A 12,696-nucleotide genomic window follows, 5' to 3' on the forward strand; every position below is an offset into this window, starting at 1 on the left:
CGTTGTCATGGGAGGGGCGGCTTGCGTGGGACATAGCGTGAACCGAAGCGGGATTGGGTTCTTGATGGTTTTCCACGGCGGGGAAGACGAAATCGGCACAGTGTCAGAAAAGACTGGCGATCGTCTGGGGAGGATGGCTAGGCTGTAGGCCTTGTCGCACGAGGGCTGTAGCGCCACGAAGCTTGCCCGTCAGAGGGCGGGCGCCCGAGCGTCCTTGTGCAGAGGCTTTCGAACAGGCTGGACCGCACCGAGACGAACCGCATGCCTGCCAGCACCCTGGAACACCTGTACCGCGGCCTGGACCAGCACCGCCCTGCCTCGCTCGAGGCCTTGCTGGGCGGTGTCGTGCTGCTGTTGCCCATCCTCGACGCCCTTCCGAGTGCCGCGATCTTCATCAAGGACCTCGACGCCCGCTACGTGCTGGCCAACCACACCCTGGTGCGGCGCTGCGGCCTCAAGGACCTGGCGCCGCTGCTGGGCAAGACCAGTGCCGAGGTATTCCCGGCGCAACTGGGGCCGGGCTATACCGAGCAGGATCGACGCGTGCTCGAGCAAGGGCTGGTGCTGGAAGACCAACTGGAGCTGCACCTGTACGGCAGCCGCGAGGCCGGCTGGTGCCTGACCCACAAGCGTGCGTTGCACGACGCGAGCGGCGCCATCATCGGCCTGGTCGGCACCTCGGTCGATCTCGAGTCGGCGGCCGATACGCACCCGGCGTACCAACGCCTGGCGGCGGTGGACGAGCACATCCGCCAGCATTTTCACCGGCCGATCAGCCTGCGCGAACTGACGCGGATCGCGGGCTTGTCGGTGGCGCAGCTGGAACGCTACTGCAAACGGATCTTCCACCTCACGCCACGGCAGATGATCCACAAGGCGCGCCTGGAGCAGGCCCATCGGTTGCTGCACACCGACGTGCCGATCACCGAGGTGGCGATGCAGTGCGGGTATACGGACCACAGTGCGTTCAGCCGTCAGTTCAAGCAGCTGACGGGGTTTACGCCGCGGCAGTATCGGCAGGCGACGGGGGGTGGGGGCGGGACGTGAGGTACACGCTGCAAGGCAGAGCCGCTTTGCGACCCATGGCAGCGGGCTCGGCGCGCCAGCAGAGGCCGCTCAGACGCTCGGCTACTTTTCTGGAGGCAAAGAAAAAGGGCATCTCAGTCGAGATGCCCTTTTTACATGGTGGGTCGTGTAGGATTCGAACCTACGACCAATTGGTTAAAAGCCAACTGCTCTACCAACTGAGCTAACGACCCGGAAAATGGTCGGGGTGAGGGGATTCGAACTCCTGACATCCTGCTCCCAAAGCAGGCGCGCTACCGGACTGCGCTACACCCCGAAATTGGCTCCGCGACCTGGACTCGAACCAGGGACCCAATGATTAACAGTCATTTGCTCTACCGACTGAGCTATCGCGGAACTGCACTTCGTATTTCCGATTTCGAAGTCTGTATCACTTCGTGCTCTTCGACTGCCGCATCGCTGCGTTCATGTCTCCGAGGCGACGTATTCTACATCCTTCAAACCGCTTGTCAACACTTAATTTGCTTTCAACTGATTGATTTGCAAATCGTTTTCAGATCCCGTTACCGCTGGTGATCTGCTTAGTGCCTGACAGCGGGGCGCATGTTAAGACCACTCGAAGGCAAATGCAAACTTTTTTTTCATTACGAACAACACGTTATCCCCGTCCTGGCCGCAACCCCCGTAAATACGCGGTGTGCGGCCAGGGGGAGCGGTCAGACGAAGGCGATTTCGTCGTTCTCGACCCGGGCGGTGATCTCGGCGCCTGGCAGGAACTGCCCGGACAGGATCAGCTGCGCCAGCGGGTTTTCGATCCAGCGCTGGATGGCACGCTTGAGCGGACGTGCGCCGTACACCGGGTCGTAGCCCACGGCAATCAGCTTGTCCAAGGCCTCGGGGCTGAGCGTCAGGCGCAGGTCGCGTTCGGCCAGTCGGCTGCGCAGGCGGCCAAGCTGGATCTGGGTGATACCAGCAATCTGCTCGCGGCCCAGCGGCTCGAACACCACCACTTCGTCGATCCGGTTGATGAACTCCGGACGGAAATGCGCACCCACCGCGTCCATCACCGCCGCACGCTGGGCTTCACGGTCGCCCACCAGCTCCTGGATCTGCGCCGAGCCCAGGTTCGAGGTCATGACGATGACCGTGTTGCGCAGATCGACCGTACGCCCGTGGCTGTCGGTCAGGCGCCCATCTTCCAACACTTGCAGCAGTACGTTGAACACGTCGGGGTGCGCCTTCTCCACCTCGTCGAGCAGCACCACCGAATACGGCTTGCGGCGCACGGCCTCGGTCAGGTAACCGCCCTCCTCGTAGCCCACGTAGCCGGGCGGTGCGCCGATCAAGCGGGCCACGGAATGCTTCTCCATGAACTCGGACATGTCGATTCGGATCATCGCCTCTTCGGTGTCGAACAGGAACTCCGCCAGGGCCTTGCACAGCTCGGTCTTGCCGACCCCGGTCGGGCCGAGGAACAGGAAGGAGCCACTCGGGCGGTTCGGGTCTGACAACCCCGCACGTGAGCGACGCACGGCATTGGCCACGGCGGTGACGGCCTCGTTCTGGCCGATCACCCGCTCGTGCAGCAGGTCTTCCATGTGCAGCAGCTTTTCACGCTCGCCTTCGAGCATCTTCGACACCGGAATCCCGGTCCACTTGGAGACCACCTCGGCGATCTCTTCCTCGGTCACCTTGTTGCGCAGCAGCTGGTTGTCGGTCTTGCCGTGCTGGTCGACCATCTGCAGGCTGCGTTCCAGATCAGGGATGACGCCATACTGCAGCTCGGCCATGCGGTTGAGGTCACCCCGACGGCGCGCGGTTTCCAGCTCCTGGCGAGACTGCTCGATCTTCTGCTGGATCTGCGCCGACCCCTGCACCTCGGCCTTTTCCGACGCCCAGATTTCTTCCAGGTCGGAATACTCGCGCTCCAGACGGGCGATTTCCTCGGTCAGCTTCTCCAGGCGCTTCTTGGCGGCCTCGTCGTCTTCCTTCTTCAGGGCCTGGGATTCGACCTTCAGCTGGATCAGACGACGTTCCAGGCGATCGAGCACCTCGGGCTTGGAGTCGATTTCCATGCGGATGCGGCTGGCCGCTTCGTCGATCAGGTCGATGGCCTTGTCGGGCAACTGCCGGTCGGTGATGTAGCGGTGGCTCAGCTTGGCCGCCGCGATGATTGCACCATCGGTGATCGCCACCTTGTGGTGGACCTCATAGCGCTCCTTGAGGCCACGCAGGATGGCGATGGTGTCTTCTTCGCTCGGCTCCTCGACCAGCACCTTCTGGAAGCGACGCTCGAGGGCGGCGTCCTTCTCGATGTACTGACGGTACTCGTTGAGCGTGGTGGCGCCGACGCAGTGCAGCTCGCCACGGGCCAGGGCCGGCTTGAGCATGTTGCCCGCGTCCATGGCGCCCTCGCCCTTGCCGGCGCCGACCATGGTGTGCAGCTCGTCGATGAACAGGATGATCTGCCCTTCCTGCTTGGACAGCTCGTTGAGCAGCGACTTGAGGCGTTCTTCGAACTCGCCGCGGTACTTGGCGCCGGCGATCAGGGCACCCATGTCCAGCGCCAGCAGACGCTTGCCCTTGAGCCCATCGGGTACCTCGCCATTGATGATGCGCTGGGCCAGGCCTTCGGCGATGGCGGTCTTGCCCACGCCAGGTTCGCCGATCAGTACCGGGTTGTTCTTGGTCCGGCGCTGCAGCACCTGCACGGTACGGCGGATCTCGTCGTCACGGCCGATCACCGGGTCGAGCTTGCCTTCTTCGGCGCGCTTGGTCAGGTCGACGGTGTACTTGTCCAGGGCCTGGCGTGACTCTTCGGCGTTCGGGTCGTTGACGGCGGCGCCACCGCGCAGGTTGCTGATGGCGTTTTCCAGGGCCTTCTTGCTCACGCCCTGGGCCAGCAGCAGCTTGCCGAGCTTGCTGTTCTCGTCCATGGCGGCGAGCAGCACCAGCTCGCTGGAGATGAACTGGTCGCCCTTCTGCTGGGCCAGACGATCGGCCTGGTTCAGCAGGCGCGCCAGGTCCTGGGACATGTTCACGTCGCCCGTAGGGTTCTGGATCTTCGGCAGTTGGTCGAGTTCTTTGGTCAGCGCCTGGCGCAAGGCGGCGATGTCGAAGCCGACTTGCATGAGCAGCGGCTTGATCGAGCCGCCTTGCTGTTCGATCAGGGCCTGCATCAGGTGCACGGGCTCGATGGCCGGATGGTCCAGGCCGACGGCGACGGATTGGGCGTCGGACAACGCCAACTGCAACTTGCTGGTCAAACGGTCTATACGCATGGTTGTACCTTCCTGTGACGGCAGGTCGAAGCGACGAATACACCTGTTGGACGAACCTGCCAGAGATAACCTGTAGATAAGGCTGATTGTGGAAGATTCAAGCGCGCTGGCATTGATCTGGCGCAGCCCGGGACCGTTTGAAGGCGGCCCAGCCAGGCAGGATCAGCGGGGATCGAGCCAGATCAGCGAGGCGAAGCGGCCGCCGTGGGGGTCGCGGCGGTAGGAGAAGAAACGCGGGTCGGTGACGGTGCAGAAACCGCCGCCGTAGACGGCAGTGATGCCCAAGGCGGCCAATCGGATGCGCGCCAGGCGATAGAGGTCGGCCATCAGCTTGCCGGGTCGCTCACCGGGCACGAAGGCGTCGGCGGCCTCGGGATGCGTCGCCACGAAGGCATCACGCACCTCCGGGCCGACCTCGAACGCACCCGGGCCGATGGCCGGGCCCAGCCAGACCAGCAGGTCGTCGGCCGGCACGCCCAGGCGGTTCACGGTCGCCTCCAGCACACCGCCCGCCAACCCACGCCAACCGGCATGAGCGGCGGCCACTCGGGTACCGGCGCGATCACAGAACAGCACGGGCAGGCAGTCGGCGGTCATCACGGCGCAGGCGATGCCGGGGCGCTCGGTCCAGCTGGCGTCGGCTTCGTCCACCCTGCCCGGATCGGCGTCGGCCACCACCATGCCGTGGACCTGCTTGAGCCAGGCGGGCCGGATGGCGAATGCGTCGCTCAGGCGGCGACGGTTCTCGGCGACCGCGACGGGGTCATCCCCGACATGGTCACCCAGATTGAAGGTGTCGTAGGGCGGCCGACTGACGCCGCCCTCACGTGTCGTGACACAGGCGCGCACCGAGGCCGGAGCCGGCCAGTCGGGCAACAGCAGCGCCTGCGCCAGGCCGTTCATCCGATGAAGCTCTCGCGGTCCTGGTTGAGCAGCGACAGCAACCAGACGAAGTCATCGGGCAAAGGCGACTCCCACTTCATGACTTCACCGGTGATCGGGTGGGCCAGGGCGAGGAAGCGGGCGTGCAGGGCCTGGCGCGGGAAGGTTTTCACCGCCTCGACCATGGTGGGGCTGGCTGCGGGCGGAATGCGGAAGCGCCCGCCGTACGTCTGATCACCGACCAGCGGGAAACCGACGTGGGCCATGTGCACGCGAATCTGGTGGGTACGGCCGGTTTCCAGCTTGACCCGCACGTGGGTGTGGGTACGGAAACGCTTGAGCACGCGGTAGTGGCTGACCGCGGGCTTGCCGCCGTCGGTGACCGCCATGCGCTGGCGCATGCCGCCGTGGCGACCGATGGGCGCGTCGATCTTGCCCCCGGAGGTGACCACGCCGACCACGATGCACTCGTAGATGCGGCTGACCTTGCGCGCCTGCATCTGCTCGACCAGTCGGGTCTGCGCCTGCAGGGTCTTGGCCACCACCATCAGGCCGGTGGTGTCCTTGTCCAGGCGGTGGACGATCCCGGCACGCGGCACGTTGACGATGTCCGGCACGTGGTGCAGCAAGGCATTGAGCAGCGTGCCATCGGCATGCCCGGCAGCCGGGTGCACGACCAGGCCGGCGGGCTTGTTGATGACCAGGATGTGCTCGTCCTCGTAGACGATGTCCAGCTCGATGTCCTGGGCCTGCCACTCGCCCTGGGCTTCATGCTCGGCCTCCAGGGCCAGCATGGCGCCGCCATGGACGGTGTCACGCGGCCGCAGCACCGCGCCGTCGACCGTCAGGCGACCCTCCTTGATCCACCCGGACAGGCGCGAACGCGAGTACTCGGCGAACAATTGGGCGGCGACCTGGTCGAGCCGTTGACCGCCCAGTTCGGACGGTACTTCTGCGCTTAGTTGAATGATCTCGGACATGCTCGAATCGACGGGCGCACAGCCTTTGGTTTCGCCTGCGCGCTTGTGGTTAAATACGGCTTCTTTTGTGCCCCGGGTCTGCCGGGGGCGCTCATCATAACAGGACGGCACCGCCCAAGACAGCGGCCGTCAAAGGGACGCAAGCCGCCATGCAAGTGAAACACCTGCTGCTGATCGCCATCCTCGGACTCACTGCTGCCTGTTCCTCGAACAAGGAAGTCATCGACGAAAACCTCAGCGAAACCGAGCTGTACCAGCAGGCGCAGGCTGACCTGGACAACCACAGCTACAACAGCGCCGTGGGCAAGCTCAAGGCGCTGGAGTCGCGCTACCCGTTCGGTCGCTACGCCGACCAGGCGCAGCTCGAGCTGATCTACGCCAACTACAAGAACGCCGAGCCCGAGGCTGCCAAGTCGGCTGCCGAGCGCTTCATCCGCCTGCACCCGCAGCACCCGAACGTCGACTACGCCTACTACCTCAAGGGCCTGACCTCGTTCGACCAGGACCGTGGCCTGCTGGCGCGCTTCCTGCCGCTGGACATGACCCGACGCGACCCGGGCGCCGCGCGTGACTCGTACAACGAGTTTGCCCAGCTGACCAGCCGCTACCCCAACAGCCGCTACGCGCCGGATGCCAAGCAGCGCATGATCTACCTGCGCAACCTGCTGGCCGCCTACGAAATCCACGTGGCCGACTACTACCTGACCCGCGAAGCCTACGTCGCTGCCGCCAACCGTGGCCGCTACGTGGTGGAAAACTTCCAGGAAACGCCGTCGGTCGGCGATGGCCTGGCCGTGATGGTCGAAGCCTACCAGCGCCTGCACCTGGACGACCTGGCGGCGACCAGCCTCGAGACCCTGAAGCTCAACTACCCTGACCACCCGAGCCTGGTGGATGGCGAGTTCGAGCCCAAGACCGGCGTAAACGACCACCGCTCGTGGCTGTCGAAAGCCACCCTGGGCCTGATCGAATCCGACACGCCGCTGCCACCGGGCGAGACGCGCGCCAACCAGGACGTGGTTCGTCAGTTCGAAGATGCCCGTTCGGAGATGCCTGCCGAGCTGCTGCCGAAGGACGAAGACGGCAATCCGGTGTACCCGGAAGGCCCGAAAGAAGCCAGCAAGGGCCGCTCCTGGTTCAGCTACGCCACCTTCGGTCTGTTCGACTGATCCCCTGTCGGCCTGCCCGCGCCTTGACGTGCGGGCAGGCCGCACCGACCTGCGACGTTCTGCGCGGGTCCGGGCCTTGCCAGCGCCGTCGACGCGCACGCCTGACGACTGCCCTCCTCTCCCCTTTTGCCCCGCCTCGCTCTAGACTGTCGACTTCATCGACTCGACAAAGCTGAACGCCATGCTCCGCCTACTTTTCTGGATCGCCCTGATCGCCGCCGTCATCTGGCTGTGGCGCAGGTTCAAGCTCAGCCAGGACGCCCGCCCGGCGCAGCGACTGGACGACCCGTTGACCATGGTTCGTTGCGCGCACTGCGGTGTGCATCTGCCCAATGACCGGGCCCTGCGCCGTGGCGAGCACTGGTATTGCAGCCCGACGCACCTGGAGCAGGGGCCCAAGGGCTGACGGGACCTGGGGCAGGGTTGAATTTGGTTTTGTGGGCCCTGCAAGCCCAATCGCGGCCAGTCCGGCGCTGCGGCAGGGTTGCACATAAGGATCGCAATGCTCTGCCTCATCGCGGTGTGGCTACGGGTGGTAGCCCCTATACCGCGATTGCGTCAGATCAGAGAACACTGTCGCCTGCACTGGCGCAATCGCGGCACAGGGGCCGCTCCTACACCCGTAGCTACACCGCGGCGGTGCAGACTGTCGCGGTCACCTGTGGGAGCGGCCCCTGTGCCGCGATTGGGCCCGCCAGGGCCCACATCAACACTTGGCAGTGTGCACGCTCTCAACGCGCCGACAAGCGGTGCTCCGGGGCATAAGGTGCCGGATCGATGATCGGAGCCTGTTCGAGCAGCAGATCACCGAGCAACTGGCAGGACGCCGGTGCCAACACCAGGCCGTTGCGGAAATGCCCGCAGTTCAACCACAGCCCTTCATGCCCAGGCACACGGCCAATGTACGGAATGCCCTCCGGCGAGCCTGGCCGCAGGCCTGCCCAGTGGGCGACAGGCCTGGCATCCGCCAAGGCCGGCAACAGGTCGATCGCAGACGCCTGCAGGCTGGCCAGCGCCGAGTCCGTGGGCGTCTTGTCGAACCCTTGGTACTCCAGCGTGCTGCCGACCAGGACATGCCCGTCGCGTCGTGGAATGGCGTAGCGCCCCTTGGCCAGGACCATGGTAGGCAGGAAATCCTCGGCGCACTGGAACAGGATCATCTGCCCTTTCACCGGCTCGACCGGCAAGCCCAGACCCAACGACGCCAATAGCTCGCCGCTCCAGGCCCCGGCGCTGAGCACCACGTCATCACCCTCGATCACGCCATCAGGCGTTCTCACCCCCGTGACACGCCCGGCCTGTTGTTCAAAGCCGCTGACCTTGCAGTGCTCGCGCACGATCACGTTCGGCAACCCGTGCAGTGCAGCCTTGAGCGACTTCACCAGACGCGGGTTGCGCACATTGGCCACACCCGCCATGTAGATCGCGCGCTCGAAGCCAGGCCCGAGCACGGGCACGGCGTCGTAGACGTCGCGGATGTCCACGGCCGCCAGGGGTCGCTGGTGACGGACCGCCCAGTCCAGGGCCTGCGACTCGTCTTCCAGGTCGAGCCAGTACAGCCCGGTGGTGTACACCTGCGGGTCCACGCCGGTCCGGGCGTACAGCGTCTCGCCCAGGTGGGGATAGAAGTCCTGCGACCAGTGCGCCAGTGCCGTGACTGCCGCGTTGTAGCGCCACGGGTAGAGCGGCGAGACGATACCGCCACCGGCCCATGACGACTCGCGCCCCGCCTCGCCTTGGTCGCAGAGGATGACCTGATCGACCTGGGCGGCCAGGTTGAACGCCGTCAACAGACCGATGACACCCCCGCCGACCACCACTACACGCTTGCTCATCTCACGTTCCAACCGTCCAAGTAAGCCATGACGCCCATCGACGCCCTCGTCTTCAATTGCCCCAGCAGACCTCGACCGGCAACTGCCCGCCCCGATTCTCGCGACGCCCCGCCTGATCGAGCTGAAAATCGCCGCACGGGTCGTGCGCGAACCGACCGCCCGGGGCACGTTCGGCGGTCAGCCGATAGGTGGTCGCATCGAGACCTACCGTCAGGCGGTAATGGCGGGTGCCGGTCGGCCATGGCCTCTCAGGCGGCGGCTCGTCGTACCGGCCATGCCGGACGCGGTGCTGTTCGAGGCGCAAGGCCACGTCGTGCAACAGACCCACCGCCTCCGTACGCGCCGCCTGCTTGAGCGGCTCATCGTAGGCAGGCAAGGCAACGGCCGCCAGCATGCCGATCACCGCCAGCACAATCAACAGCTCGATCAGGCTGTTTCCTTGCTGCATGTCATCACTCCTTGAATCGTTGTCGCCACAGCACGCGCACGGCTGTCTGCGGCGCCTGCACCGGCACGGCGTAGAGGGCCTCGATGACCTGCTGGACCGCGGCATGCCGGTTCAGGGCAGTGATCCGGAACAGCGTCGCGGGCGTTCCCTCTGGCAACTGCGCGGCGAGCGTGGTGAGGCCGAGGTTCTGCACCTGGTAAAAGCCTTCGGCCGTACGGGCCCAGCCCTCCAGGTCGTCGCCCGAGCGCTCGGGCCATGCCGGCGGCAGGCAGTCCAGACACAGCGCGGGTGGCACCAGGCGTAGCGCCTCGGCACCGGCCAACAGGGCAGCCTCGGCCTGTTCGAAGGCACGCACCTGCGCCAGCAGATCACCGGCCTGGTGCGTCTCCAACAGCGCTTCGCGCAGGGCCGCGGCGGACACCATGCCCAGCAGCAGGGTCAGCGCCAGCCCGGCGAGCAGGACGACACCCCGTTGCCGGCTCATGGCCTGGGCACCGCATTGCGCAACGTGACGCTCAAGGCGTGCTGCTGCCTGACCTGCATGGTGGGCTCGAACAACGTCAGGCGCAGGTCGAGCCGGATCTGGTTGCCGTGGTGCACGGCGTCGAGGTGCAACGCCTGGACGTGATCGAGCAGCGGCTGCGTACTCCCCCCGCTGCTCAGGCGCAGCGTGGTGCCGTGGACCTGATAGACCTGCCGACGGACACCGAAGGCCATGCTCTTGGGCGGACCCGGCGGAGTACCTGCGACCACCCTCGCCCACTGCCGGCAATCCGTGAGCACGGTCCAGTCGGCGCTGCCGGGCGACCCCGCCCGGTCGCCCGTGAGCAGGCTCAGGCTGGCCAAGGTGCCATCCGGTGCACGGGTGATCTGCACAGGTCTGGCGAATGCCTGGGCACTCCCAGGCGACTCGAAGGCCATGGCTTCCTGCCGCAGACATCCATAGGCGCCTACCATGCGAATGTCCCGCGCCATGTGTTGCAGCACCACACGCGCATCATCCGACAGACGCACGCTGGCCTCCTGCAGTTGCCAGGCTCGGTAGGCCGAGACGAACACCTGGCTGGCCGCCGTCAGCAACAATGCACCCAGGGCCAGGGCCAGTATGCTCTCCAGCAGGCCGAAACCGCTCTGTGCCCGGTTCACCGCGCCAACCGTCCGCGCAGCTCGATGACCTGTGGTGTCAGACCGGCAGGGTCGGGCCGACGGATCTGCACGGTCAGCACCCCACCGACCGCACGGGCCTCCCCGGTCGTATCCGGCCCCAGTAGGTCCTCGAGCTGGGTCAGCCAGGCGGCGCGCTCATGGGGTTCGAGCGCGCCGGTCAGGCGACTGCGCTCCAGCAGCCCGTGCGCCAGCTGCACGGCCTGACTGTCGCGACGGGCCAGATCGGCCGCCTGCAACGCCCGCCACTGGAAGCCTGCCGCCGCGAACACGCCCACGCTGATGACGCCACCGGCCACCAGCACTTCCCAGAATGTCATCCCCCGCTGTGTCGATCGCATCCCTGCGCGCTCCCGTGTCCTTTTCCCTCGCCCGCCGATGCCCTGACCGACTGGCCGTGAAACGTATCCCGCTGGAAGCTATAGCCAAGCACGTCCAGGGAGGAATGCACGGTGATGCAACGTGGAGCAACACTGATACAAATCATGTTGGCCCTGGCCTTGGCCGGCGTGCTGACACAGGTGAGCCTGAATGCCTACCGCACCATGGGCGATGAGCTGCATCGGGCGAGGCTGGCCCGGGAGCTGGCTCAGGCGTTGCGACTGGCACGGGGGCAGGCGTTGTTGCAAGGCGAGGTGATGGCGCTAAGGCCATGGGGGACGGCGTGGAACGCCGGCTGGCAGGTCATCCGCGTGCAGGACGGGCAGGTCCTGCGCGAACAACGCTTCGGCTCGCGGGCGCAGGTGGCCATCGTCGGTACGACACGGCGTGAGGTTCGCTTCAGTGCCCAGGGCATGCCCCTGGCGGGCCATGGAACGCTGCGCAACGGCACCTTCCATGTGTGCGATGCCCAGACCGGTCGAAGCCGGCACCAGGTGGTCTGGGCCAGCAGCGGCCGTATCAGCCTGCGCACCGAGGACCTGGCGGAACCCCGCTGCGCAGGCGGCTGATCAGATCAGCGAACGGACGCGCAACTCCTTGGGCATGGAGAAGGTGACGTTCTCCGGACGCCCGTCGAGTTCGTCAGCACCGGTCGCGCCCCAGGCGCGCAGCTGCTCGATCACCCCGCGCACCAGCACCTCGGGCGCCGAGGCACCGGCGGTGATACCGACACGGGTGATGCCGTCGAACCAGCTGCGCTGGAGGTCTTCGGCACCGTCGATCAGGTAGGCAGGCGTGCCCATCCGCTCGGCCAGCTCGCGCAGGCGATTGGAGTTGGAACTGTTCGGGCTGCCCACCACCAGCACCACGTCCGACTCGTCGGCCAGCTGCTTGACCGCGTCCTGGCGGTTCTGGGTGGCGTAGCAGATATCGTCCTTGCGCGGGCCACCGATGTTCGGGAAGCGCGCACGCAGCGCATCGATCACCCGGCTGGTGTCGTCCATCGACAGCGTGGTCTGGGTGACGAACGCCAGGTTGTCGGGATCGCGCACCTGCATGCGCGCGACGTCGTCTTCGTCCTCGACCAGGTAGATCGAGCCGCCGTTACTGTCGTCGTACTGGCCCATGGTGCCTTCGACTTCCGGGTGCCCGGCATGGCCGATGAGGATGCATTCGCGACCGTCACGGCTGTACTTGGCGACCTCGATGTGCACCTTGGTGACCAGCGGGCAGGTGGCGTCGAAGACTTTGAGCCCACGCCCGGCGGCCTCCTGGCGCACGGCCTGGGAGACGCCGTGGGCGCTGAAGATGACGATGACGTCGTCCGGCACCTGGTCGAGTTCCTCGACGAAGATGGCACCGCGCGCGCGCAGGTCTTCGACCACGAACTTGTTGTGCACCACTTCGTGGCGCACGTAGATCGGTGGCCCGAAGACTTCCAGGGCACGGTTGACGATTTCGATCGCCCGGTCCACCCCGGCACAGAAGCCGCGCGGGTTGGCGAGTTTGATTTGCATGGTCGGCTCCGTG

Annotated in this window: 12 protein-coding genes, 3 tRNA genes and 1 pseudogene; 4 read left to right on the forward strand and 12 right to left on the reverse strand. The window is 65.8% G+C overall.

Going from position 1 to position 12,696, the window contains the following annotated elements:
- Positions 1-261: 261 nt before the first annotated feature.
- Positions 262-1,047 carry an AraC family transcriptional regulator gene (locus APT63_17165; GenBank protein AMA47213.1) on the forward strand — a complete coding sequence of 262 codons (786 nt, stop codon included), beginning with the start codon at positions 262-264 and terminating at the stop codon, positions 1,045-1,047.
- A gap of 136 nt (positions 1,048-1,183) precedes the next feature.
- Here APT63_17165 and APT63_17170 read toward each other — a convergent pair.
- The 6 genes from APT63_17170 to APT63_17195 all read right to left on the reverse strand — a co-directional run bounded on the left by APT63_17170 (position 1,184) and on the right by APT63_17195 (position 6,169).
- Positions 1,184-1,259, reverse strand: a tRNA-Lys gene (locus APT63_17170).
- A gap of 6 nt (positions 1,260-1,265) precedes the next feature.
- Positions 1,266-1,342: transfer RNA gene (locus APT63_17175), tRNA-Pro, on the reverse strand.
- 4 nt (positions 1,343-1,346) lie between these two features.
- Positions 1,347-1,422: transfer RNA gene (locus APT63_17180), tRNA-Asn, on the reverse strand.
- Between the two features lie 320 nt (positions 1,423-1,742).
- A complete protein-coding gene (locus APT63_17185) occupies positions 1,743-4,307 on the reverse strand; it encodes an ATP-dependent chaperone ClpB (protein AMA47214.1) in 2,565 nt (854 codons plus the stop codon).
- A 162-nt stretch (positions 4,308-4,469) separates the two neighbouring features.
- On the reverse strand, positions 4,470-5,210 hold the full coding sequence (locus APT63_17190) for a laccase (protein ID AMA47215.1): 741 nt from the start codon (positions 5,208-5,210) through the stop codon (positions 4,470-4,472).
- On the reverse strand, positions 5,207-6,169 hold the full coding sequence (locus tag APT63_17195) for an RNA pseudouridine synthase (protein ID AMA47216.1): 963 nt from the start codon (positions 6,167-6,169) through the stop codon (positions 5,207-5,209). The genes APT63_17190 and APT63_17195 overlap by 4 nt, the downstream gene beginning before the upstream one ends.
- 149 nt (positions 6,170-6,318) lie before the next feature.
- Between APT63_17195 and APT63_17200 the strand changes: the two genes are divergently transcribed.
- Both APT63_17200 and APT63_17205 read left to right on the forward strand, forming a co-directional pair.
- Entirely contained in the window at positions 6,319-7,338 is a 1,020-nt protein-coding gene (locus tag APT63_17200; GenBank protein ID AMA47217.1) for a DNA transporter, read from the forward strand.
- Between the two features lie 181 nt (positions 7,339-7,519).
- Positions 7,520-7,744, forward strand: a complete 225-nt coding sequence (locus APT63_17205) for a hypothetical protein (protein AMA47218.1) — start codon at positions 7,520-7,522, stop codon at positions 7,742-7,744.
- A gap of 325 nt (positions 7,745-8,069) precedes the next feature.
- Here APT63_17205 and APT63_17210 read toward each other — a convergent pair whose 3' ends face one another.
- The 5 genes and pseudogenes from APT63_17210 to APT63_17230 form a co-directional block, all read right to left on the reverse strand.
- The gene (locus APT63_17210) at positions 8,070-9,173 is read right to left on the reverse strand and encodes a D-amino-acid oxidase (GenBank protein ID AMA47219.1); all 1,104 of its coding nucleotides are present in this window, start codon (positions 9,171-9,173) and stop codon (positions 8,070-8,072) included.
- 52 nt (positions 9,174-9,225) lie between these two features.
- Positions 9,226-9,621, reverse strand: coding sequence for a pilus assembly protein PilE (locus APT63_17215; GenBank protein AMA47220.1), 396 nt, complete (start codon positions 9,619-9,621; stop codon positions 9,226-9,228).
- Between the two features lie 4 nt (positions 9,622-9,625).
- A complete protein-coding gene (locus APT63_17220; GenBank protein AMA47221.1) occupies positions 9,626-10,105 on the reverse strand; it encodes a hypothetical protein in 480 nt (159 codons plus the stop codon).
- A complete protein-coding gene (locus APT63_17225; GenBank protein ID AMA47222.1) occupies positions 10,102-10,767 on the reverse strand; it encodes a hypothetical protein in 666 nt (221 codons plus the stop codon). Before APT63_17225 ends, APT63_17220 begins: the two co-directional genes overlap by 4 nt.
- 188 nt (positions 10,768-10,955) lie before the next feature.
- Positions 10,956-11,126 (reverse strand): annotated as a pseudogene (locus tag APT63_17230) (pilus assembly protein PilV).
- A gap of 141 nt (positions 11,127-11,267) precedes the next feature.
- On the opposite strand from APT63_17230, the gene APT63_17235 reads away from it, so the two are divergent.
- Complete coding sequence (locus APT63_17235; protein ID AMA47935.1) at positions 11,268-11,735, forward strand: hypothetical protein; 468 nt, start codon at positions 11,268-11,270, stop codon at positions 11,733-11,735.
- Here APT63_17235 and ispH read toward each other — a convergent pair whose 3' ends face one another.
- Complete coding sequence (ispH, locus tag APT63_17240; GenBank protein AMA47223.1) at positions 11,736-12,683, reverse strand: 4-hydroxy-3-methylbut-2-enyl diphosphate reductase; 948 nt, start codon at positions 12,681-12,683, stop codon at positions 11,736-11,738.
- Positions 12,684-12,696 lie beyond the last annotated feature (13 nt).

The organism is Pseudomonas monteilii, assembly GCA_001534745.1.
Lineage (GTDB): Bacteria > Pseudomonadota > Gammaproteobacteria > Pseudomonadales > Pseudomonadaceae > Aquipseudomonas > Aquipseudomonas alabamensis.

What these genes read in the sequence shown, in the direction of transcription:
- APT63_17165 (AMA47213.1), top strand. Translation starts at nt 262, where the DNA reads ATGCCTGCCAGCACCCTGGAACACCTGTACCGCGGCCTGGACCAGCAC.
- APT63_17185 (AMA47214.1), bottom strand. Translation starts at nt 4,307, where the DNA reads ATGCGTATAGACCGTTTGACCAGCAAGTTGCAGTTGGCGTTGTCCGAC.
- APT63_17190 (AMA47215.1), bottom strand. Translation starts at nt 5,210, where the DNA reads ATGAACGGCCTGGCGCAGGCGCTGCTGTTGCCCGACTGGCCGGCTCCG.
- APT63_17195 (AMA47216.1), bottom strand. Translation starts at nt 6,169, where the DNA reads ATGTCCGAGATCATTCAACTAAGCGCAGAAGTACCGTCCGAACTGGGC.
- APT63_17200 (AMA47217.1), top strand. Translation starts at nt 6,319, where the DNA reads ATGCAAGTGAAACACCTGCTGCTGATCGCCATCCTCGGACTCACTGCT.
- APT63_17205 (AMA47218.1), top strand. Translation starts at nt 7,520, where the DNA reads ATGCTCCGCCTACTTTTCTGGATCGCCCTGATCGCCGCCGTCATCTGG.
- APT63_17210 (AMA47219.1), bottom strand. Translation starts at nt 9,173, where the DNA reads ATGAGCAAGCGTGTAGTGGTGGTCGGCGGGGGTGTCATCGGTCTGTTG.
- APT63_17215 (AMA47220.1), bottom strand. Translation starts at nt 9,621, where the DNA reads ATGCAGCAAGGAAACAGCCTGATCGAGCTGTTGATTGTGCTGGCGGTG.
- APT63_17220 (AMA47221.1), bottom strand. Translation starts at nt 10,105, where the DNA reads ATGAGCCGGCAACGGGGTGTCGTCCTGCTCGCCGGGCTGGCGCTGACC.
- ispH (AMA47223.1), bottom strand. Translation starts at nt 12,683, where the DNA reads ATGCAAATCAAACTCGCCAACCCGCGCGGCTTCTGTGCCGGGGTGGAC.